Annotated in this window: 15 protein-coding genes; 13 read left to right on the plus strand and 2 right to left on the minus strand. The window is 70.6% G+C overall.

Annotation, left to right across the window (positions count from 1 at the left end; all coding sequences use genetic code 11):
• Nucleotides 1-162: 162 nt before the first annotated feature.
• The 5 genes from V2W30_RS30515 to V2W30_RS30535 all read left to right on the plus strand — a co-directional run bounded on the left by V2W30_RS30515 (nucleotide 163) and on the right by V2W30_RS30535 (nucleotide 7,632).
• Nucleotides 163-954: an ATP-binding cassette domain-containing protein gene (locus V2W30_RS30515; RefSeq protein WP_338701545.1), complete on the plus strand. Its 792-nt coding sequence runs from the start codon at nucleotides 163-165 to the stop codon at nucleotides 952-954.
• Nucleotides 951-2,240 (plus strand): sugar ABC transporter permease, encoded by a 1,290-nt coding sequence (locus tag V2W30_RS30520; protein ID WP_338701547.1) that lies wholly within the window; start codon nucleotides 951-953, stop codon nucleotides 2,238-2,240. The genes V2W30_RS30515 and V2W30_RS30520 overlap by 4 nt, the downstream gene beginning before the upstream one ends.
• Nucleotides 2,241-2,423: 183 nt before the next feature.
• On the plus strand, nucleotides 2,424-4,349 hold the full coding sequence (dxs, locus tag V2W30_RS30525; protein WP_338701549.1) for a 1-deoxy-D-xylulose-5-phosphate synthase: 1,926 nt from the start codon (nucleotides 2,424-2,426) through the stop codon (nucleotides 4,347-4,349).
• A 171-nt stretch (nucleotides 4,350-4,520) separates the two neighbouring features.
• Entirely contained in the window at nucleotides 4,521-6,086 is a 1,566-nt protein-coding gene (locus tag V2W30_RS30530) for an amino acid permease (RefSeq protein ID WP_338701551.1), read from the plus strand.
• Between the two features lie 82 nt (nucleotides 6,087-6,168).
• Nucleotides 6,169-7,632, plus strand: coding sequence for an ArnT family glycosyltransferase (locus V2W30_RS30535; protein WP_338701553.1), 1,464 nt, complete (start codon nucleotides 6,169-6,171; stop codon nucleotides 7,630-7,632).
• A gap of 13 nt (nucleotides 7,633-7,645) precedes the next feature.
• Here the strand turns inward: V2W30_RS30535 and V2W30_RS30540 are convergent, their stop codons facing one another.
• Nucleotides 7,646-7,996 carry an NTP pyrophosphohydrolase gene (locus V2W30_RS30540; RefSeq protein ID WP_338701555.1) on the minus strand — a complete coding sequence of 117 codons (351 nt, stop codon included), beginning with the start codon at nucleotides 7,994-7,996 and terminating at the stop codon, nucleotides 7,646-7,648.
• Between the two features lie 51 nt (nucleotides 7,997-8,047).
• On the opposite strand from V2W30_RS30540, the gene V2W30_RS30545 reads away from it, so the two are divergent.
• A complete protein-coding gene (locus V2W30_RS30545) occupies nucleotides 8,048-9,070 on the plus strand; it encodes a hypothetical protein (protein ID WP_338701556.1) in 1,023 nt (340 codons plus the stop codon).
• 193 nt (nucleotides 9,071-9,263) lie between these two features.
• A complete protein-coding gene (locus tag V2W30_RS30550; RefSeq protein ID WP_338701557.1) occupies nucleotides 9,264-10,385 on the plus strand; it encodes a hypothetical protein in 1,122 nt (373 codons plus the stop codon).
• 68 nt (nucleotides 10,386-10,453) lie between these two features.
• On the opposite strand, the gene V2W30_RS30555 is transcribed toward V2W30_RS30550, so the two are convergent.
• A complete protein-coding gene (locus V2W30_RS30555; protein WP_338701559.1) occupies nucleotides 10,454-11,554 on the minus strand; it encodes an LCP family protein in 1,101 nt (366 codons plus the stop codon).
• Nucleotides 11,555-12,021: 467 nt separating this feature from the next.
• Here V2W30_RS30555 and V2W30_RS30560 point away from each other — a divergent pair, with 467 nt between their 5' ends.
• The 6 genes from V2W30_RS30560 to V2W30_RS30585 all read left to right on the plus strand — a co-directional run bounded on the left by V2W30_RS30560 (nucleotide 12,022) and on the right by V2W30_RS30585 (nucleotide 22,150).
• A complete protein-coding gene (locus V2W30_RS30560) occupies nucleotides 12,022-13,656 on the plus strand; it encodes a stealth family protein (protein ID WP_338701561.1) in 1,635 nt (544 codons plus the stop codon).
• Nucleotides 13,657-13,671: 15 nt separating this feature from the next.
• Complete coding sequence (locus V2W30_RS30565; protein ID WP_338701563.1) at nucleotides 13,672-15,285, plus strand: sugar phosphotransferase; 1,614 nt, start codon at nucleotides 13,672-13,674, stop codon at nucleotides 15,283-15,285.
• Nucleotides 15,286-15,404: 119 nt separating this feature from the next.
• Nucleotides 15,405-17,045: a stealth family protein gene (locus V2W30_RS30570; RefSeq protein WP_338701565.1), complete on the plus strand. Its 1,641-nt coding sequence runs from the start codon at nucleotides 15,405-15,407 to the stop codon at nucleotides 17,043-17,045.
• On the plus strand, nucleotides 17,042-19,138 hold the full coding sequence (locus tag V2W30_RS30575; protein WP_338701567.1) for a glycosyltransferase family 4 protein: 2,097 nt from the start codon (nucleotides 17,042-17,044) through the stop codon (nucleotides 19,136-19,138). The genes V2W30_RS30570 and V2W30_RS30575 overlap by 4 nt, the downstream gene beginning before the upstream one ends.
• 66 nt (nucleotides 19,139-19,204) lie before the next feature.
• Nucleotides 19,205-21,184, plus strand: coding sequence for a hypothetical protein (locus V2W30_RS30580; protein WP_338701570.1), 1,980 nt, complete (start codon nucleotides 19,205-19,207; stop codon nucleotides 21,182-21,184).
• A 141-nt stretch (nucleotides 21,185-21,325) separates the two neighbouring features.
• On the plus strand, nucleotides 21,326-22,150 hold the full coding sequence (locus tag V2W30_RS30585) for an endonuclease/exonuclease/phosphatase family protein (protein ID WP_338701572.1): 825 nt from the start codon (nucleotides 21,326-21,328) through the stop codon (nucleotides 22,148-22,150).
• Nucleotides 22,151-22,281: the final 131 nt, after the last annotated feature.

Here is a 22,281-nt window from a genome sequence, read left to right on the forward strand (position 1 = left end):
GACTTGCGCACCACTCGAAGTAGCGCTCCCGTGTAAGCACGTCCGGCGCCCCGCCGCCGACAGCCCCGCAAAGCTCAACGGCGGGGCGCCGGACGGAAGTCACTCCCCTCCAGTCTTCTCTGTTCAACCTCCCGCCGGGTCAGGCCTTTGGCGGCGAAGGAGATGGTTCACGTGTCCGCTACGCCCGTGTTGGCGTTGCGCGGGGTCTCCAAGCGATTCGGTGCCGTCCAGGTGCTCACCGACGTAGAGCTTGAGGTCCACGCCGGTGAGGTGGTCGCCCTCGTCGGCGACAACGGCGCCGGAAAGTCCACCCTGGTCAAGACGATCGCCGGTGTGCACCCCATCGATGACGGTGTCATCGAGTGGCAGGGCAAGACCGTCGCGGTCAACAAGCCGCACGACGCCCAGAACCTGGGTGTCGCGACGGTCTACCAGGACCTCGCCCTGTGCGACAACATCGATGTCGTCGGCAACCTCTTCCTGGGCCGCGAGATCAAGAAGCGCGGCGTCCTCGACGAGGTCGAGATGGAGCGCCGGTCGCGGGAGCTGCTCGACACGCTGTCGATCCGCATCCCCAGCGTCCGCATCCCGGTCGCCTCGCTCTCCGGCGGTCAGCGCCAGGTCGTGGCCATCGCCCGCTCGATGCTCGGCGAGCCCAAGCTGGTCATCCTCGACGAGCCCACCGCCGCCCTCGGCGTCGAGCAGACCGCCCAGGTCCTCGACCTCGTCGAGCGGCTGCGCGAGCGCGGTCACGCGGTCATCCTCATCAGCCACAACATGGCCGATGTGAAGGCCGTCGCGGACAAGGTCGCGGTCCTGCGCCTCGGCCGCAACAACGGCGTGTTCGATGTCAAGAGCACGTCCAACGAAGAGATCATCTCCGCCATCACCGGCGCCACGGACAACGCCGTGACCCGTCGTGCGGCGCGCACCAACGCGGAGGCTCAGAAGTGAGCATCGACAAGACGGACCAGTCACAGCCCCAGGTGGACGCCGCTCCCGCGGCGGCCGGCGCGGCGGTCGCCGCCGTCGACCCCCGCCTCTTGGTGCGCGAGCAGGGGTTCGCCGGATACGTCGGCGAGTTCAAGCGCAAGATCAAGGGGGGTGACCTCGGTGCGATACCCGTGGTCATCGGCCTGATCGTCATCTGCGCGATCTTCCAGAGCCTCAACTCGGCGTTCCTCGGCGCGGAGAACCTGAACAACATCTTCGTCGCCATGGTGGCCACCGGCATGATGTCGGTCGGCATCATCTTCGTGCTGCTGCTCGGCGAGATCGACCTGTCGGTCGGCTCCGTCTCCGGTGTCTCCTCGGCGATCACCGCGGTACTGAGCGTCACGCACGGCGTGAACGAGTGGCTCGCCGTCCTCGTCTCACTCGCCGCGGGCGCGCTCATCGGTGCCCTGCACGGCTTCTTCTTCGCCCGGATCGGCGCCCCCGCGTTCGCCGTGACCCTGGCGGGCCTGCTGTTCTGGAACGGCTTCATGCTCCAGATCCTGGGCTCCAACGGCACGATCAACATCGACAGCGACGGTGTGGTCGGCAAGCTCACCTCGTACTACTTCACGGACGTCGCCGCCGCCTACGCCCTGGCCGTCGTGGCCGTGGCCGGGTACTTCCTGTCCGCGTTCCTGGGCAACCGGCGGCGCGAGGCCGCGGGCATCCCGTCCCGCCCGCTGAGCGACATCGTGATGCGTACGGTGCTCCTCGCGGTCGCCGTGTTCGCCGTGGCGATCATGTTCAACCAGTACAAGGGCCTGCCCCTCGCGGTGCTGCTCTTCGCGATCGTCCTCGTCGGCAGCGACTTCGTGCTGCGCCGTACCTCGTACGGCCGCAAGATCTTCGCGCTCGGCGGCAGCGTCGAGGCGTCCCGCCGCGCGGGCATCAACGTCACGGCGATCCGCGTCTCGGTCTTCGCCATCGCGGGCCTGTTCGCGGCGGTCGGCGGTCTCTTCTGGGCCTCCAAGATCGCGGCGGCCAACCAGAGCGCCGGCGCCGGTGACCTCCTGATGAACGTCATCGCCGCGGCCGTCATCGGCGGCACCAGCCTCTTCGGCGGCCGGGGCCGCACCTGGAACGCGCTGCTCGGTGTGCTGGTGATCACCTCGATCCAGTACGGCCTCGCGCTCCAGGGCATCGCGACGCCGATCCAGTACATGATCACCGGTGGTGTGCTCCTCGCCACGGTCGTCATCGACTCGATCACCCGCAAGACCCAGAAGTCGGCCGGCCGCGCCTGACGGCTGCCGGACCCCTTCTGGCCTCGACTGACTGTGCCCGGCGTCAACGGTGACGCCGGGCACAGTCATGCTCCGAACGCACAGCCCGCCCGCCGCTCGCGGCGGCGGAACATTAGACTCGACAGACCCGGCAAGCTCGAACAGCTCAGCCAGCTTTAACAGCTCTATTGCAAGGAGGCACGGGTGCCGCTGCTGACCCGCATCACGGGACCGCGCGATCTGGACCGGCTCAGCCTGGAGCAGCTGGACCAGCTGGCAGGAGAGGTCCGGACGTTCCTCGTCGACGCGGTCTCCAAGACCGGCGGCCACCTCGGCCCCAACCTCGGCGTCGTCGAGCTGACGATCGCCCTGCACCGCGTCTTCGAGTCGCCCAAGGACAAGGTCCTGTGGGACACCGGCCACCAGTCCTACGTGCACAAGCTGCTCACCGGCCGGCAGGACTTCTCCAAGCTGAAGATGAAGGGCGGCCTCTCCGGCTACCCGTCGCAGGCGGAGTCCGAGCACGACGTGATCGAGAACTCGCACGCGTCCACCGTCCTCGGCTGGGCCGACGGCATCGCCAAGGCCAACGAGGTCCAGGGCCGGGACGACCACGTCGTCGCCGTCATCGGTGACGGCGCGCTGACCGGCGGCATGGCCTGGGAGGCGCTGAACAACATCGCGGCCGCCAAGGACCGCCCCCTGGTCATCGTCGTGAACGACAACGAGCGCTCGTACGCCCCGACCATCGGCGGCCTCGCCAACCACCTGGCCACCCTGCGCACCACGGACGGCTACGAGCGCTTCCTGGCCCGCGGCAAGGACCTCCTGGAGCGCACGCCCGTCGTCGGCAAGCCGCTGTACGAGACGCTGCACGGCGCCAAGAAGGGCCTCAAGGACTTCATCGCCCCGCAGGGCATGTTCGAGGACCTCGGCCTGAAGTACGTCGGCCCGATCGACGGCCACGACATCGAGGCCCTGGAGTCGGCGCTGACCCGCGCCAAGCGCTTCGGCGGCCCGGTGATCGTCCACTGCCTCACCGAGAAGGGCCGCGGCTACACCCCCGCCCTCCAGGACGAGGCGGACCGCTTCCACGGCATCGGCCCGATCCACCCCGACACCGGCCTGCCGATCAAGGCCTCCGGCGCCGACTGGACCTCGGTCTTCGGTGACGAGATGGTCCGCCTCGGCCAGGAGCGCGAGGACATCGTCGCGATCACCGCCGCGATGCTCCAGCCGGTCGGCCTGAAGAAGTTCGCCGACGCCTTCCCGGACCGCGTCTACGACGTCGGCATCGCGGAGCAGCACGGCGCCACGTCGGCCGCCGGCCTCGCCGCGGGCGGCCTGCACCCGGTCTTCGCCGTCTACGCCACGTTCCTCAACCGCGCCTTCGACCAGCTCCTCATGGACGTGGCGCTGCACAAGTGCGGAGTCACCTTCGTCCTGGACCGGGCCGGCATCACCGGCACCGACGGCGCCTCGCACAACGGCATGTGGGACATGTCGATCCTCCAGGTCGTCCCCGGCCTGCGGATCGCCGCGCCGCGCGACGCCGACCAGGTCCGCGCCCAGCTGCGCGAGGCGGTCGAGGTCTCCGACGCCCCGACGGTCGTCCGCTATTCCAAGGGCGCGGTCGGCCCGGCGGTCGAGGCCGTCGGCAAGGTCGGCGGCATGGACGTCCTGCGCAAGCCGGCCACCGAGGACCGCCCCGACGTCCTGCTGGTCTCGGTCGGCGCCCTGGCCCCCATGTGCCTGGAGATCGCGGACCTGCTCGACAAGCAGGGCATCACGACGACCGTCGTCGACCCGCGCTGGGTCAAGCCGGTCGACGAGGCGATGGCCCCGCTGGCCGAGCGCCACCGCGTCGTCGTCACGGTGGAGGACAACTCCCGCGTGGGCGGCGTCGGTTCGGCCGTCTCCCAGGCCCTGCGCGACGCGGGCGTCGACGTCCCGCTGCGCGACTTCGGCATCCCGCCGCGCTTCCTCGACCACGCCTCCCGCAAGGAGGTCATGGCGGAGATCGGCCTGACGGCCCCGGACATCGCCCGCCAGGTCACGGGCCTGGTGGCGAAGCTGGACGGCCGCGTCGAGCGCGCCACGGCCCAGGAGATGGAACCGGCCCGCGACTAGGCCTGTCTCCCAGATCCCTCCGTCCGCCCGAAGGGCGGGAGAGATCTGGGAGACAGGCCTAGGGCACCCACCCCGATTCCGGCCGGACTCACCCAAGAGGTGGGTCCGGCCGGTCTCGTTCGCGTGAACCTGGAGGACTGACCGGCCCGCCGGAGGCAACTCGTCTCGATCATGTCGAGGACGACGAAGCCAAACGGAGGTACGCCGGTGACCACCCAGTCAGACCCAGAAGCGGAGCGCACCCGCACGGGGCTGTTCCGTACGAAATCCATCGAGCAGTCCATCCGGGACACCGAGGAGCCCGAGCACCAGCTCAAGAAGTCGCTGTCGGCGCTCGATCTGACCGTGTTCGGCGTCGGCGTCGTCATCGGCTCGGGCATCTTCGTCATCACCGGAACGGCGGCCACCGAGTACGCCGGTCCGGCCGTGACCATCTCCTTCGTCGTCGCCGCCGTGGTCTGCGCCCTCGCGGCCCTGTGCTACGCGGAGTTCGCCTCCACGGTCCCGGTCGCCGGATCCGCGTACACCTTCGCGTTCGCCTCGCTCGGCGAGTTCCCCGCCTGGATCATCGGCTGGGACCTCATCCTCGAACTCGCCCTGGGCTGCGCCACCGTGGCGGTCGGCTGGGCGGGCTACGTGCAGTCCCTGCTGGACAGTTGGGGCATCCCGCTGCCGGAGGCCCTGCGCGGGCCGAGCTCGCACACCAGCGGCTTCAGCTTCAACATCGCCGCGTTCCTGCTCGTCCTCGCCGTGATGACGGTCGTCGTCCTCGGTATGAAGCTGTCCGCGTGGGTCACCTCCGTCGTCGTCGCCATCAAGGTGACCGTCGTGCTCATCGTGATCGCCGTCGGCGCCTTTTTGATCAACGGCTCGAACTACTCGCCGTTCATCCCGCCGGCCCAGGACACCGAGGGCGGCACCGGACTGAGCGCCACCCTCCTGGAGGCCATCGCCGGCTTCACCCCGTCCAGCTTCGGCGTGATGGGCATCTTCACGGCCGCGGCGGTGGTCTTCTTCGCGTACATCGGCTTCGACGTCGTCGCCACGGCCGCCGAGGAGACCCGCAACCCGCAGAAGGACGTCCCGCGCGGCATCCTCGGCTCGCTCGCCATCTGCACGGTCCTGTACTGCGCCGTCGCCGTCGTCGTCACCGGCATGCAGAACTACAAGGACCTCGACCCGAGCGCCCCGCTCGCCGAGGCGTTCAAGGCGGTCGGCCACCCGTTCTGGGCGGGCGTCATCTCCTTCGGCGCGGTCGTCGGCCTCACCGTCGTCTGCATGATCCTGCTGCTCGGCCAGAGCCGGGTGTTCTTCGCGATGAGCCGCGACGGCCTGCTGCCGCCGGTCTTCAGCGCGGTGCACCCAAAGTTCCGCACGCCGTACCGCTCCACGATCATCCTCGGCTTCGTGACCGCTCTGGTGGCCGGCTTCATCTCCCTCGAGGAGCTCTCCAAGCTGGTCAACATCGGCACCCTCTTCGCCTTCGTGGTCGTCGCCCTCGGCGTGCTCATCCTGCGCCGCACGCGCCCCGACCTGCCGCGCGGCTTCAAGGCCCCGTGGGTCCCCGTCCTGCCGGTCGCCTCGGTCGCCTGCTCGGTGTGGCTGATGCTCAACCTGTCGGTGGAGACCTGGCTGCGGTTCGCGATCTGGATGGTCATCGGCGTCGTCCTCTACTTCCTGTACGGCCGCCGCCACAGCCGCGCGGCCGCGGGCAACGCCACCGGCAACTCCCAGTAATCGCACACCGATCCGGCTTCGCCACCCCGGCCCCGTATGTCCCGTTTAGACGGGAAGTGCGGGGCCGGATAGTTTGGCGCCCATGCTCACCGAGGCGCCGCCGTCACTACCGTACGTATCCGAAGACCGCGGGGTGGCCGCCACCTCGGACCTCGCCTACTGGGGACGCCTGCTCCCGCTCCTCGCCGCCCTGGCCTGCGTCACCCGCGCCCCCTCCTTCCGTCCCCGCCTCTGGAACCCCGACGAGGGCTATCTCGCCGTCCAGGCGCGGATGTTGGCGCACGGCGGCACGCTCTACGAGACGGTCGTCGACCGTAAACCCCCGCTCGTCCCCTGGCTGTACGAGGCGGCGTTCGCGCTCTTCGGCTCCGACTCGCTCACCCCGCTGCGGCTGTGCGCGATCGGGGCGCAGCTGGCGACCGCCGTCCTGCTCGCCTCCCTCGCCCGCCGCCGCTGGGGCGACGCGGCGGGCCGCACGGCGGGGGCGCTGTCCCTGCTCATCTCCGTCGGCCTCAACCCGGAGGACGCGCAGGCCGCCACGTTCGAGGTGTTCATACTGCCGTGGACGGCGGCGGCGATGTGGTGCGCGGACCGCCGCCGCTGGGGCCTGTGCGGCCTCGCGATCGCCGGGGCGTTCCTGGCCAAGCAGACCGGGGGAGCGGTGCTCGTCCCGGCCCTGTGGATGCTGTGGCGGTGCGCCGCGCCGCGAAGTGGCCTGACACGCCTGTCGGTCGGCGCGATCGCCCCCGTACTGGCCGTGGCCCTCGCCACGAACCCGGCGGGCTTCCTCTTCTGGACGGTGACCGGCTCCGGCGCCTACGCGTCCTTCACCGGCTCCGAACTCCACGTCCTCGTACGAGGATTGACGAACGCGGCGATCCTCGCGGCGGCCTGCGCGGGCATCATCCCGCCGGTCGTGCGCGTCCTGCGCATCGCCCGCACGGGCAGCACGGACCTGTGGCTCTGGCTGGCGTCGTCCGGTGCGGCGGTCCTCCTCGGCTTCCACTTCTTCGGCCACTACTTCCTCCAACTCACCCCACCCCTCGCGCTCTTGGGCACGGCGGCACTCCAGATCCTCCCGCGCGAGCGCATGGTGGACGCCCTCCTCGCCTCCACCTGCTGCTGCGCCCTGTTCCTGACGTGGGGCCTGCTGGCCCCCCGCCCCGAACTCGCCCACGCCGAACGCGTCGCGGCGACCCTCCGCACCCACACGTCCCCGGACGACCGCGTCCTGGTCTGGGGCATGCACCCGGAAACGTACTGGCTCTCCGCCCGCGAACCGGCGAGCCGCTTCCTCACGGCGGGCCTCCTGACGAACTACAGCGGGGGGCGGGACGGGCCTCAGGTGGGGGAGAAGTGGGGGGTGGAGGGGGCGTGGCCCACGTTCCGCGCCGAGTTCGCCGAGCGTCCCCCCGCGGTCGTGGTGGACGACTCGCGGGGGGCGCCCTACCGGGTGGAGCGGGTGGGGTCGCTGCGGCGGATGCTGGCGGGGTACGAGGCGGTCGGGACCGTGGACGGGGCCGTGGTGTACGCGCGACGGGGGTGAGCCCTCACCGTGGCTATGGATACACCGTTCGCGGGCCCACGCATGTGGCACCCAACTCCTCCACCCTGCGCCGCAGTTCACGATCGGCCGTGACCACCACGCACGGCCCCTGCGCGGCCGCGGCCACCGCCACGATGTGGTCGTCTCCCTCGCCCGGAGCGTCCTCGACGCGGACACCCGGAACCGACTCCACGCCGCGTGCCCGGCCCTCGACGACCAGGACGACGTCCTCGTCCGGGTGCAGCGCGGCATACTCGGTGAGACGGTCGCGCAGTCGTACGGCCGCGGCGCGACGGTCGCGCCACCAGCCGTCGGGGACGGAACCGACGACGTTCGCGCCGTCCACCACCAGCAGTCCGTTCATGCGGCCAGGGTCGCACGTGGCCTCGCCGGACACCCGCTTAAGGTGGGGCACGTGAATGGCGATTGGCTGATACGCGGACGCGACGGAAGGTTCTGCGGCTACACGCTCGCCCCGGAAGGCGACGCGGTTCTCTGCCGTACGGAGCGCACCCCGGGTGGCCCGTGGTCGGCCCCGCGCACGGTCGGGGGCGACCAGCGTCTGCATCCGGTCCTCGCCGTCGCGCGGAGCGCGAACGGCTATGCGCACCTGGTCTCCTGGCGCCCCACGGTCCCCGGCGAATCGGGCCTGGTGCACTCGACACACTTCCAGTCGCACCTCGCGGCGCTCGACTGGACGCCCCTCGGCCACCCCAACAAGAAGGGCGACCGTACGGGCCCGCCCGCCGTCGCCGTCGACGCGCAGGGCCGGGCCCATGTCTTCGTTCGCAACCGGGGCGGCGGTGTCAGCATGCGCGCCCAGCTGGAGAAGGGTGGCTGGGGCCCGTGGCGCGACCTCAAGGGCAGTCGGGTACACGGGGAACTCACCGCCGTGGCAGGGGAGTCGGGCCTGATCACGCTCTGTGCGTCGGCTCCTGACACGATCCTGTGCTGGCGGCAGCGGGAGGCGGGGGCCACCCCGCAGGAGGACAAGCCGCTGTCCTTCGGCGCGCGTGCGGGAACTTTGCGGGCCCTTGCCACGTCGCCCGCCCGTACCACTCTCTTCTTCACCGGTGAGGACGATGTCGTGTACGCGTGGCGCCCGGACGACGAGCCGGTGCCGCTCCTGGCCGCGGCCGGCCCCGGCCCCCTGGCGGCCGTCCGTTGCCTGCTCGACGACGTGGACTGCACGGTGCTCGCCCAGCGTGCGTCGAGCGGCCGCGTCGCCTTCGCCGCGTACCCCACGGAACAGGAGTCGGCAGGCGCCTGGTGGACGGAGTCCGGGCCGCGGCTGCCCCAGGATGCGGCCATCGGGCTGTCCGTGGACGCGGACGGAGACATCGTGGCGGCGACGGTCTCGCCCTCGACGGGCCAATGGCTTGTCACCCGGCGCAAGGACGAGCCGGGCCTCGCGCTGCGGCCCTGGCAGCCGGTCTGAGACGGCGGTCGGCCCCAGCACGCAGGATCCACGAACGTCGGGCGACGTCACCGGCAGGTGGGCCCCCGGCCATGTGCCCGTCCCACGTACTTTCCCGGGACTCCACCTATGATGGGGCGGCTCGGTGCCGTACAAGGGTTCGGGACAGGAGGTCCCGCGCACCGAGAGTCTGAGAAAAGGGGCAGGTCACGTCATGCGGACCAGATCCGGGCGCGGCGACGCCCACGCGAGAGCGGTCACCGGGGCAGAGCACGTGCAGGACGAGCGGCGCCGTGCCGAGAGGCCGCTCGACGGTCGCTGGCTGGCCCTGGGCAAGGACGGCCGGCTCACCGCTTACGCCCGTACCGCCGGCGGCTTGCTGCGCTGGACGGAGATCCGGCCCGGCGGCCCCGCGTGGACGGGCCCTGACTTCTTCCCCGTGGCGGGACTGACCCACCTGTCCGTGACCCAGGGCGCCGACACCTACGTCCATTTCGTGGGCCGGCGCGAGGTGCCCAAGGCCGACGGTCCGCCCGCGGTCGATGTGATACATGCCATTCAGTACCAGACAGGACGCCCCGTCACCGAGTGGCGATCGCTGGGCAACCCGCACAAGGACCGCGCGAAGGCGGCTCGCTTCGGGATCCCCTCCGCCGCGGTGAGCGCCTCCGGCACGGTGTACGTCTGCGCGCGCAACGCGGGCGGCGGCGTCATGCTGCGCAGGGAACTGCCCGGTGGCAAGTGGGGCCCGTGGACCGACCTCAAGGGCAGCGGCGCACAGGACCCGGTCGTGGCGACCGCGGACGTCGCGGGCCACGTCGAGGTGATGGCGGGTGGACAGGACCTCGTCATGCGCTGGACCCAGAGTGAACCCGACGGCGACTTCCAGCAGGTCCCGAACACCCCGCTGGCCGTGACGCCGGGAACCCTCGCGGCACTCGAGACGGCCCCGGGCCGCCTCACGTACTACTGGACCGACCCGGGGACGGGTGCTCTGGTGGGGCACCGGTTCGGCAGTTGGGTGCTGCCGCTGGGCGGCATCCCTGCGCAGGAGCAGTCGGCCGTGCTCCGCGCGTCGATCGACGGGTACGACTGCACGGTGCTGGCCCATCGGGACGTCGAGGGGCAGGTCATGCTCGCTGCCTTCGGTACGGAGAACGAACAGGGCGGCCTGTGGTGGTCGCCCACCGGGGAACGGTCGGCGGGCGCCCCGGCCCTGGCCTGTGACGTGTACGGGCGTGTGGTCCTCGGGACGATCGGTGCGGACGGCGCGCTGTACATCGCTCGGCAGAGCGGCGAGAGCGGCTTCGCGCTGGCGCCCTCGCAGCGCGTCTGAACCACCGGCGGATACGTGAGCGGGGCCCCACCCAGGTGGGGCCCCGCTCACGTATCCGCCCGCCGCGATCAGGGAGTTGATCCGCCGGTCGCCGGGGACTTCTTCGCGGACTCGGGGATCTCCGCGTCCGCGCGCAGGGCCTTCCACAGGGTGCCCGCCTGCGGCTCGGCGGCGACCACCCGGTTGGGGTCCTGCTTGTCGTACGCCACCGGCAGCATGATCGTCTCCATGGAGGCGGGGTCCACGCCGTTCATGCTCCGCCCGAACTCGGCGAGCTTGGTGAGCGAGGCGAGCCCGGAGTCCGTGGTCATCGACTCGGTCAGACTGTTGGCGATCCTGTACGCCTTGGTGGGGCTGCCCAGCAGGTCCTGCTGCTTGATCTCGGAGAGCAGCGCGATCATGAACTTCTGCTGGAGTCCGATGCGGCCGAGGTCGCTGCCGTCCCCGACACCGTGCCGGGTGCGGACGAAGGCGAGTGACTGGGTGCCGTCCAGCTTGTGCGTGCCGGCCTCCAGGTCGAGGCCGCTGGACTTGTCGTGGATGGCCTCGTCGACGGTGACGGTCACGCCGCCGATCGCGTCCACGAGTCCCTTGAAGCCCGCGAAGTCGATCTCCACGAAGTGGTCCATGCGGACACCCGACATCTTCTCGACCGTCTTCACCACACAGGCCGGACCGGCCGCGGAGTACACCGAGTTGAACATCACACGCTTCGCGGACGGCAGGGCCGAGCCGCTCGCGGTGGTGCACTCGGGGCGGGTGACGAGAGTGTCGCGCGGGATGCTGATCGCGACTGCCTGCTTGCGGCCCTCGGGTATGTGCATCACCAGGGCGGTGTCTGAGCGGGCGCCGGAGACCTTGCCCGTGCCCAGTGAGGCGTTGTCACCGGAGCGGGAGTCGGAGCCGAGGACCAGGATGTTCTGCCCCGAGGTGGGCAGCTTCTCCGGCCGGTCCGTGCCGATGGCCTGATCCAGGTCGACGCCCTTGATGTTGCCGTTCAGGTTGCTGTACAGCCAGTACCCCGTACCGCCGACGGCCAGCAGGACGACGACGAAGCCGAGCGCGACCCAGCGCCAGACCCTCCTGCGCCGGGGCGCCTTGGCCTTCCGGCGTGCAGGCGCGCGCCTGGATCTGCGGCCGTGGCCCGGCTCCGTCGGGGCGTGCGTCATGCCTCGGTGTCCTCTCCAGCTGATGGCTCGGCGCATGCGGCGGCGAGCCGGGTGACGGCGTTGGGGGAGGGCACGCGTGGGGGGAATGAGTCGGGCCCCGTGCGACCGGCCGAGCGGGTCGCGATGTTTCCGAACTATAGACCGAATCCGAGGGGCGTCGATGGAGGATGGTTTACCTAACCATCACCTCTCGTTAAGTCAAGTTGACCTTCCCTGAGCCCTTTACGTCATTTGTGACTGCTGTTGACAGAAGTGTGAGGGGTTGGTGACTATGTGCCGGGCCTTTGAATCTTAAAGGGCCGTTAAGTGTGTGAGCCGGTGAATGAACACCGGTGTGCAAGTGGTCGCGGTTCGAGCCGGGGGGCACGAGGCCGAGCGATCACTGGGGCTCGTCATCGGCCTGTCGGCCGGGCGAGGAGAAGGAGGGTGGCAGTGCTGTCTGCGCAGGCCCCTGAAGGGCAGCGAACGTGACGACGGTTTCCGAACCGGCGCTCCGCCAAGCGACCGACGGATCGGGTCGGCCGTGGCCCGCCACCGCCGGCGGAGCACGCCCGACGCCCTCCCACGCCTCGACGGCACCCGCCCAGGCCGAACGCGAGGACGTCTATGTCGAGCCCGGCCTGACCCCGCTCGCCGCGCGCGAGGCCAACCGGCGCGCCCTCACCGCCCTGCTCGACGTCGTCGGCGTGGCGTACTTCGCCGTCCGCGGCACCTCCGACCACGGCACCGTGATCGGGGTCGCGGAGCACGACCGGGAGCGGGTGCTCGGCGCCCTCTTCCGCGGTCTGGGGCAGTACCCGGGGCACCTGAGTGTGATCGACCCGGACGCGCTGCGGGCCGCCAAGCCCGTCTCCTCGCGCGACCCGCGGGCCTGGCGCGAGGTGAACTCCGCCCGGATCGTCCAGGTCAGCTGGTACCGCACCGACCCCGGACGGCACCTGCTGCTCGGTCACGAGTACGGCTGCGCCATCGAGTTCTGGCAGCCGCAGGGCACCTACCTCGTCGCGCCCCGCGCCAACCGGGCGACCTGGGCCGTGCTGGCGAACAGTGCGAACGTGCTCGGCGCCGCTCGCCTGTTCAGCCGCTTCGTGTCGGACTGGACCGATCAGCACCTGGCGCCCGCGCTCGCCACCCGGCCCGAGTTCCTGGTCAACTGCGCCGACGACATCGCCTTCCCCGTCGACGCCGTCTACACCTGGGTCGACGGCAACGACCCGGCGTGGAAGCAGCGCAAGGCCCAGGCGAAGGGCGAGGTCTACCACGCGGAGTCGGCCAGCGACGCGCGCTTCATCAGCCGCGACGAACTGCGCTACTCGGTGCGCTCGTTGCACCTGTTCGCGCCGTGGATACGCAACATCTACATCGTCACCGACGACCAGGTGCCGGAGTGGCTCCGCGAGGACCTGCCCGGACTGCGTATCGCCAGCCACCGGGAGATCTTCCGCAACCCCGCCGACCTGCCGACATTCAACTCGCACTCCATCGAGAGCCAGCTCCACCACATCGAAGGGCTCGCCGAGCACTTCCTCTACTTCAACGACGACATGTTCATGGGCCGACCGGTGGCCCCGCACGCCTTCTTCACCCCGTCCGGCACCGCCCGCTACTTCCCGTCGCGCAACCGCATCCCCCAGGGCCCGGTCGCCGAGTCCGACACACCCGTCGACGCGGCGTGCAAGAACAACCGCGCCCTGCTGCGCGAGCGCTTCGGGCGGGTCATCACGCAGCCCATGGAGCACATCCCGTACGCGCTGCGCCGTACGGCGATGGAAGAGGCCGAGCGCGACTTCCCGGAAGCCTGGGCACGGACCTCGGCCAGCCGGTTCCGGGCCATGACGGACCTGTCACCGACCTCGTCCTTCGCGCTCTACTACGCGGCCCTCACCGGGCGGGCCCAGCCCGGGTCGATGCCGTTCACGTATCTACAGCTCGCGGTCCCCGACCTCGCCGACCGCCTGCAACGGCTGCTGGACGGCAGAGACCAGGACTCGTTCTGCCTCAACGACGCCTTCTCCACACCCGAGGACATCGAGGCGCAGCAGGAACTCCTGGACGGCTTCCTCACCTCCTACTTCCCCACCCCCAGCCCCTACGAGCGATGAACCGGAGTTCATGACGTGGCAGATCAGACGTCGTTGAGCTCCGCGGCCCACGTCTACCAGCGACTCGTCCCGCAGCCGGTGCGTTCCGTGGCGAAGACCACGGTGCCCGGACGCGTCCGACGCAAGGTCAAGCGGTCCCTCGCGCAGACCCTCAGCCGACGCGAAGCACGCCTGCACCGGCGTGCCCTGCGCCGTGTCCGCAAAGCCGAGCTGGGCGGTTCCGAGCGCCGTACGACGGCACCGGACGGTCGCGTCGGACACGTGCACACCGGCCTCACCTTCGACCTCGCCCGTCGGCTCGACCACGAACTCGTCACCCAGGCCCTGGACGCGGCGGACATCCCCTGGTTCGCCGTCCCCGCCCTCGACGACCGCAGGATCGTGCTGGCCGTCGAGCAGCGCGACAAGGGCGCGGTGCGCCGCGCCCTGCGTGCGCTCCTCGAGGAGCACACCGGTTACGTGGTATCCGTATCGCCCGCCAACAGCGACACGCAGAACACCCCCGGCAGCCATGTGAAGGCGTGGAAGCACTTCGGCAAGGCGCGGGTGATCCGCCTCAACTGGCTGCGCACCGATCCCACCGAGAACCTGTGGACCGGCGAGGACCAGGGCGTCGAGATCGAGTTCTGGACGGTCAACACCGACCTGCCCCAGGAACGGCTGATCGGTCCCCGCCCCAACCGGGTCCAGCGGTCCGTGCCCCGCGACGCCCCGGGCATCGAGATCGGGCTCGACCGGCTCTCCGGATACTGCGACATCGACGGTGACATGGAGCCGACGATCACGCTGGAGGACTTCGACATACCGCGCCTGGAGGAGATCACGTTCCCCGTGGACGCGGTCCTCCTCTGGCAGCACGCCACCCCCTGGGGCGAAGAACTGCTGCGCGCGGCCCTGCGCTCGCTGCACCAGTACGCGCCCTGGATCGACGTGGTCCACGTCCTCGCGCAGGCGCCCGTGCCCCCGTGGCTGAGCCCGGACGCGCGGCTCAGCATCGTGCCGGCCGCGCCGGGTGCCGAGTGGTTCCTGCATCAACTGCCCGACATCGCCGACAACTTCCTCCTGCTGCGCCCCGGCGCACTGCTCGGCCGACCGGTGCGGCCGTTCGACTACTTCACCCCCCACGGCGGTACCCGCCCGCGCCGCGGCCGGTGGAGCGCCGAGGAGTCCTTCGCTCCATGGACGCACGCCGCCTACTCGGCTACCGGGCGTGTCGTCGCACACGGCTACGCCGAAGGCCCGCAGCCCTACAGTTGCGCGGCCCTGAGTCGTTTCACGGGAACCGGAACGAGTCCTGTGCAGGTCTTCGACGGCCAAGGCGTCACCGCCGTACCCGGCACCCACCCGATGGACGGCCTGATCCATCACGTCGGACACATGGCCGGACTGGCCGACCCGTCCGGCGAGGCCTCGGTGACCCTGCACGCCGCCCTGCCCGGCCTGAACCAGCACCTGGAACGGCTTCTCGTCCGCAGGGACACCCAACAGATGCAGTTCTACGGGCTGGGCGACCGCCGGGCCCAGAGCCAAGGCGGTACCAAGGCCGTCATCCGCTTTCTCCGTCGCTACTACCCGGTGCCCAGCGTCTTTGAGGTCGAGGGTCCCAAGGAGCTGGACAAGCAGTCGTGAGCATGGGCAATCCCGAGGCCTCCGCGGCAGTCGGGGCGTACAGATCCCTCGTCCCTGCAGGGCTGCGGCGTCGTATCGCGCGTCGCGTTCCGTTGCGTCTACGCGCGGCACTCAAGCATGTGCTGCGTCATCTTCACTCCATCACGCTGGGCGGCAGGCTGTTGCGGGCCGCTCGGGCGAAGCGGCGCTGGCCGCATCTGTTCCGCGCGCAGGAACGTCTCGCCGTGCTGTCCGGCCACGGGACGCAGATCGCGCTCGTGCGCCCCACGGTGTCGCCGCTCGGTCTGCGCGAGGCCAACCTCGAACTCGTCGTCACCCTCCTCGAAGAGGCGGGCGTCGACTACTTCGCGATCCGCGGCAACTCCGACTTCCGGTCCTGCATCGCGGTGGCCGAAGCGGACCGCGACCGGGTGGCCGCGGCGCTCGCCGGCTGCGCGGAGCGCGGGCCCGTCTACCTGACGGCCTGCCGGGGCGACGCCGCCGTCGGGCCCAAGGCCCTGTCCGGCTCACGGCGCGGCCGCCACCTGGTGCGGGAAGCGACGGTGCTCCGGGTCGGCATGGTGTGGAGCGACCCCGCGGGGTCGCTGGTCCTGGGGCTCGCCTACGGCTGCGACATCGAGTTCTGGCGGCCCGAGGAAGGGCGCCTCGTCGCGCCGCGCTCCAACCGGGTCACGGAGGACGTCCGTTTCGACGAGCCGCGCGTCACGGTGCCCGTCAGCCGGCTCACCGGCTTCGCCGCGCTGCACACCCGACGCACCCGCCTGGTGCGCACCATCGAGCCGTGCGCCGACGCGCTGCCCGAGGACGTGCGCTTCCCCGTCGACGTCGTCTACACCTGGGTCGACGGCAACGACCCCGACTGGCAGCGACGCCGGGCCGCGTACGGCCACGGCGGCTACCACACGGAGTCCGCGAACGCCGCTCGCTACATCAGCCGTGACGAACTGCGCTACTCGCTACGCGCGTTGGAGCAGAACGCCCCCTGGGTGCGGCACGTCTATGTGGTGACGGACCGGCAGCGGCCCGCCTGGCTCACCGACCGCCACCCGCGGATCACGGTCGTCGACCACTCCGAGATATTCGACGACCCTGAGGCGCTGCCCACGTTCAACTCCCACGCGATCGAAAGCCGCCTGCACCACATCAAGGGCCTCTCCGAGCACTTCCTCTACTTCAACGACGACATGTTCCTGGGCCGGCCGGTCACCCCGAGCGACTTCTTCCTGTCGAACGGCATGACCCGTACGTTCCTGTCGCCGTCCCAAGTGCCGCGGTGGGAGCGGACGTTGGGTGACCGCCCGGTGGACGCCGCCGGCAAGAACAACCGGCGTCTGCTGCTCGACAACTTCGGCTCGGCCATCGTCCAGAAGATCCGGCACGCTCCCTACGCCCTGCGGCGCAGCGTGCTGGAGGAGATCGAGCAGCAGTTCGCCGAGGCGCACCGGCAGACCTCCCTGAGCCGGTTCCGCAGCGCGGACGACATCTCCATCCCGTCCTCGCTCTACCACTACTACGCGTACTTCACCGGCCGCGCCGTGCCCTCCGAGATCACCTTCGCCTACCTCGACCTGGCCAAGCCCGAGATCCAGCGTCGGCTCGGGATCCTGCTGGCCCGCCGGGACCGATCGGCGTTCTGCATCAACGACACGCTCTCCGACGGCCGCGACGTGGCCCGGCAGACGGCGATGCTGAGCCGGTTCCTCAAGGCCTATTACCCCGTGCCCAGCCCGTTCGAGCGCAAGGAGGGCGAGGTCCGGTGAAGATCTCCTTCCTCATCAACAACATCTACGGCATCGGCGGCACCAACCGCACGGTCATCAACCTCGCCGAGGCCCTCGCCGTCCACCACGAGGTGGAGATCGTCTCGGTCTTCCGGCGCGCGAACACCACCAAGTTCGAGATCTCCCCCCGCATCACCGTCCGCGCCCTCGTCGACCTGCGCCCCGGCTCCGCGGACAAGGACGCCGCGGGCAGCGGCGAACCGAGCGAAGTCGTGCCGCGCCAGGAGGAGTTCTACGCGCAGTACAGCAAGTTCACCGACGCACGCATCATCCGCGACCTGGAGCGCACCGACGCCGACGTGGTGGTCGGCACCCGCCCCAGCCTCAATCTGTTCGTCGCCGCGTACACGCGTGACGGTGCCCTGCGCGTCGCCCAGGAGCACATGACGCACCTGGGCATCCCGGCCGCGGTGCGGGCGGAGATGGCCCGCGTGTATCCGCGGCTCGACGCCATCACCACGGTCACCGAGGCCGACGCCCGGTCGTTCATGGAGAACACGCCGATCCCCGGCATCCCCGTCGTCGGCATCCCCAACAGCGTGCCCCAGCCGTCCGTCCCGCCGTCCGACTGCACGCACAAGGTCGTCGTCAGCGCGGGCCGCATGCACCACATCAAGCGGTACGACCTGCTCATCCGCGCCTTCGGAATGCTGGCCGACGAGTTTCCCGACTGGCAGTTGCGCATCTACGGCGACGGCGGCGAAGCCGGAAAGCTCCGCGCCCTGGTCTCAGAACTCGGCCTGGCGGGGCGGGCGTTGCTCATGGGCGGCTTCTCGCCGATCGAGTCGGAGTGGGCCAAGGGTTCCATCGCGGCGGTCACCTCCAGCGCGGAGTCCTTCGGTATGACCTTGGTGGAGGCCATGCGCTGCGGGCTGCCCGTGGTCTCCACCGACTGCCCCGTCGGCCCGCGGGAGATCCTGCACCCCGGTGAGGACGGCTTCCTCGTGCCCAACGGCGAGGTCGAGGGCATCGCCTGGGGGCTGCGCCGCCTCATGGCCGACGAAGTCCTGCGGCGCACCATGGGCGCGGCCGCCCTGCGCAACGGGGCCGCGTACGACCCGGCCGCCGTGGCCGGCCGCTACGTCGCCCTGTTCGAGGAGGCCGCCCGCAACCGGGCCGCGGCCCAGCGCGGGTACCGTGCCCCGGCACCCGCCCGCCGCACCGGTGGCGACCTGCTCACCGTGCCGCCGGTGTCGCTGAGCGCGGCCACCGTCGACGTCACCACCGACGACACGGGCTGGCTGCGCTTCTCGGCCGACGGCCCGGCGGAGGGCCGCCGCCGCTGGCAGTTCGTGCTGCGCCACAAGCCCGCGGACGGTCAGCGCCGTCCCGATCTCCCCTTGCGCACGTCCCGCAAGGACCTGGCCAACGGCGGCACCCAGTACACCGCCGCACTCACCCCCGGCGCGTTCGACGACCTCGGCGACGGCCGCTGGCAGGTGATGATGAGCGCCCCCAAGACTTCCCCCGTGCACATGAAGGCAGGCGTTCAGGACACCCGTGCACTCATCGACGCACGCACCCGCCTGATCTCCCGCCCGCCGACCGGGGCGATCGTCTGGAACCTGCCGTACGCCCAGCCCAACGGGCGGCTCATGCTCCGCACCGTCCTGCGCGAGGACCACGCCGAGTGCACCGGCGTCGAGGTGGCGGACGACACGATCACGCTGCGCGGTGTGCTGTGCGGCGGCCGCCGGATCGAGCCGGGCGCCCAGTTCATCGTCAGCCGTCGCGGCCGGCACGCGCACAACTTCGCCGTCCACGTCCAGATCGTGGGGCGGCAGTCGTTCCGCGCCGAGGTACCGCTGCGCCACGTCGTGGACCACCGGCTCGAACGATGGGAGGACTGGGACTGGTGGCTGCAACCCGACCCGTACGACCGCCGGAAGGTACGCGTCTGCCATCTCCTCGAGGACTTTCACGACGTCAAGGCCGCGTACGTCTACCCGTCGGTTCCCCTGGCCGGGGCCGAGGCGTCCGAGTTCGCAGCGATCCACCCGGCGCGCCCGGTATGGGTGCGCCCCTACTGCTCTGCCTCCGGCGCCATGGCCATGAACGTGGTGGACCGATGAGCCCCTCGGCGGCTGCCGCCGACCCGCTCCACCGACTGTGACCGACCCGACGGCCGAGGAGGCCCGATGACCGTCCCGCAGACCACGCCGACCCGCTCGGTCCTGCACATCATCGCCCACCAGGACGACGATCTGTACTTCATGAACCCCGACCTGGTGCGTTCCTTGCAGGACGGCGACGACGTCACCACGGTGATCGTCACCGCTGGTGAGGGCGACGGTGTCAATGTCGACACCAACGACCCCCAACGCAAGGCCGTCGCGCCGGACTTCGCCCGCTACAGCACCGAGCGTGGCTGCGGCCTGCGCTCCGCGTACGCCCGGATGGCCACCGGGGACCGCGACCGTCCCTGGCAGCGCGAGCCGGTGGAGCTCGTCCCCGGCTTCGTCGTGGAACGGTTCACCCTGGTCGGCCACCCGTCCGTGCGCCTGTACTTCTTCCAGCTCCACATGGGCGCGCCCACCGAGAGGGGCACCCGCACCCGGCTGCACGAACTGTGGGAGGGGGCGATGCGCGCCCAGGCCACGCTCCCCGTGCACGGTGCGGAGGTGACTCAGGTCCAGCACATCACGCGCGAGCAGGTGATCGGCGGGCTCACGGCGTTGCTCGGCCGCATCCGCCCCACCACGGTCCGCACCATGGACCCCGACCCGGAACACGACGGCGGCGTCCAGGAGTTCGTCTGCTCCGACCACGTCGACCACACCACCACCACGCAGTTCGCGCTCGCGGCCCTCACCCGGCACCGCGAGGCGGGTCACGCCCCGGTCGTCGAGCACTACCGGAGCTACGCCAACCGCTTCTGGGGCTACAACCTCGACTCGGACGCGGTGACCGAGAAAGCCGAGTACCTGGCGACGTACAGCGGTCTCGACGCCCCGGCCGCCTGCCCGCACGGCACCTGCCACACGTGTGGCGACCGGCAGTTGGGGCCGAACCCGTTCCGCAGTACGCACATGATGAGCGCCGCCTACCGGTACTCGCCGACCACCGACTGGCTGCGTCTGGGCCCGGGCGGACGGCTCAACGCGTTCGGCGTGCTGGGCGGCCGACTCGCCTTCTGGACGGAGACCGGACCGGCGAGCGGCGAGTGGAAGGGCCCGTTCGTGCTCGGCGACGGCTGGGTGGCGCCCACCCTGGCCGTCACCGGTCTGCCCGGCGGTCCCGCCGAACTCGTGGCGCTGCGCCGCCAGCACGTCGTCGGCGGCGGGATCACCGTCGACGTCGTGCACACGGTGCAGGACCCCGACGGCAACGGGTTCAGCGGCTGGCAGACCCTGGAGAACCCCGACTGGTCACACGGCGACGGGCGTCGCCAGCGCGAGCTGGGTGTGCCGTCGGCGGCCGTTGACGCGGCCGGCCGGATGTATGTCTTCGTCCGCGACTTCGATCAGGGCATCAGCATGCGTCGCCGCGACACCGACGGCACGTGGGCGCCTTGGGAGAGCGTCGGCGGCAGTTTCGTCCAGGACGCGGGCACGGCCCTGACCACCGAGCGCGGCACCGTGGAGCTGTACGTGCCGGGCAAGAACACCGTCTGGCGCTGGCACCAGACCGAACCCGGTGGCCCGGTCCTGCTGGACGACACCCTCAAGACGGGACGGCCGGCCACCGGCGGTCTGTCGGCGGTCGACTCCGGCGACGGCCGCACCTGCCTCTACTTCCGGGAGGCCGGCACACAGCAGGTCATGGCCTACCGGCAGCACGCCGACGGCCGCTGGCCGGGTTCCGGAGCAGGGCTCGGAGGCCACGGGGGCACCGGCGCCGTGGCCGCGCTGTGGGCGCCCGAACGAGGAGCGCGCGAGGCTTTCCTGGCCCACCGCGGCAGCCGTGGCCGCCTGGTCGTGTCGATGCCCGACCGCGACAAGAACGTCTCCGGCACGCGGTGGCGCGAATCGGGCGAGATGTTCACCAACGCTCCGTCCATGGCGTACGACGCGTCGGGCGCGCTGGTCGTCGCGGTCATCGGTCTGGACGGCCGCCTGCGGATGCGACGCCAGCTGGTGCCCCGGGTGGGGAGTCCGCTCGGGCCCTGGAGTTCGTGACACCGGCGAGCGTCTGGCGTTCATGAACCCCCTATGCGCACCATGTCCCCCTTGGCGATGTGCTCGATGACGTGCTCCATGACGTGCTCGATGACTGGGGGGACATTGTCGCGTGGACGATGGGTGGGCTGCGGCGCTGCCGTGGCCACCGTGCTTGCGGTGATCCTCGGGCTGTTCGTCGCGTTTCCCGACGGTCAGGGTTCGGCGGCCGCGCAGCGGCGGACGGTCCGTGTCCTCCACTACAACCTGTGCGGCGCGGCGGCGGTGTGTCCGTGGAATGCAGGAGGAAGCGGCTCCGGCACATCCATCGCGCGCCTCGTGAAGAGCGCCGCGCGGTTCGAGCCCGACGTGATCACCGTCAACGAGATCTGCCTGACGCAGTACGCCGAGCTCAAACGGAAGCTCGCCAGGGCGGGTTGGACCATGGACGGCACCTACGCCTCGTCCCAGGACAACGTGCCGGCCTGCGGCAGTTCCGGCCGTTTCGGAACGGCGGTGCTCAGCCGCGGCGACGTCCCTGACGGGCAGCAGGACTACCGCCGCTTCGCGCACACCGGCGGCGAGACCTACACCAACGGCGGCCGTACGGTCCTGGTCCGCAGGGGCCTGCTGTGCGCGCACACCACAGTGCGGGGCGCGCGCCTGTTCGCGTGCACGGCGCACACGTACTCCAAGGCCCCCGAGCAGCTGCGGGAGATCAGGGACTGGACGGCGGGGTTCCCTCGCGGCGTGCCCGTCGTCCTCGGCGGAGATCTCAACCTGCCGCCCGACGCGCCCGCGCTGTCCCTGCTCACGAACCGCTTCGTCGAGGCGGACCACGCGGACGGCGAACACACCGTCGACGGGCGGAAGATCGACTATCTCTTTGCCGGGAAGCGTCACGTCCGGTCGTCCGATGCCGACGCGGTGCGGTATCCGGAGTCCGATCACGCGCTGCTGAAGGGATGGTTCGGGCTCACGTTCTGAGGGTTGCTCGACCGGATCAGCGGCATCCTCTCGTGATCATTTCGCAACGGCCACGTGTACAACGTCTTTTGGTCGGCGCAAGTCTGACCGGCCGTGAGACTTTCCATGGCCCGAGGGGTGCTGTTCCCCCT

The organism is Streptomyces sp. Q6 (assembly GCF_036967205.1).
Taxonomy (GTDB): domain Bacteria; phylum Actinomycetota; class Actinomycetes; order Streptomycetales; family Streptomycetaceae; genus Streptomyces; species Streptomyces citrinus.

Bases quoted from the DNA above. Each gene is read 5' to 3' on its own strand.
- V2W30_RS30515 (WP_338701545.1), top strand. From the start codon at position 163: ATGGTTCACGTGTCCGCTACGCCCGTGTTGGCGTTGCGCGGGGTCTCC.
- V2W30_RS30530 (WP_338701551.1), top strand. From the start codon at position 4,521: ATGTCGAGGACGACGAAGCCAAACGGAGGTACGCCGGTGACCACCCAG.
- V2W30_RS30535 (WP_338701553.1), top strand. From the start codon at position 6,169: ATGCTCACCGAGGCGCCGCCGTCACTACCGTACGTATCCGAAGACCGC.
- V2W30_RS30540 (WP_338701555.1), bottom strand. From the start codon at position 7,996: ATGAACGGACTGCTGGTGGTGGACGGCGCGAACGTCGTCGGTTCCGTC.
- V2W30_RS30550 (WP_338701557.1), top strand. From the start codon at position 9,264: ATGCGGACCAGATCCGGGCGCGGCGACGCCCACGCGAGAGCGGTCACC.
- V2W30_RS30555 (WP_338701559.1), bottom strand. From the start codon at position 11,554: ATGACGCACGCCCCGACGGAGCCGGGCCACGGCCGCAGATCCAGGCGC.
- V2W30_RS30580 (WP_338701570.1), top strand. From the start codon at position 19,205: ATGACCGTCCCGCAGACCACGCCGACCCGCTCGGTCCTGCACATCATC.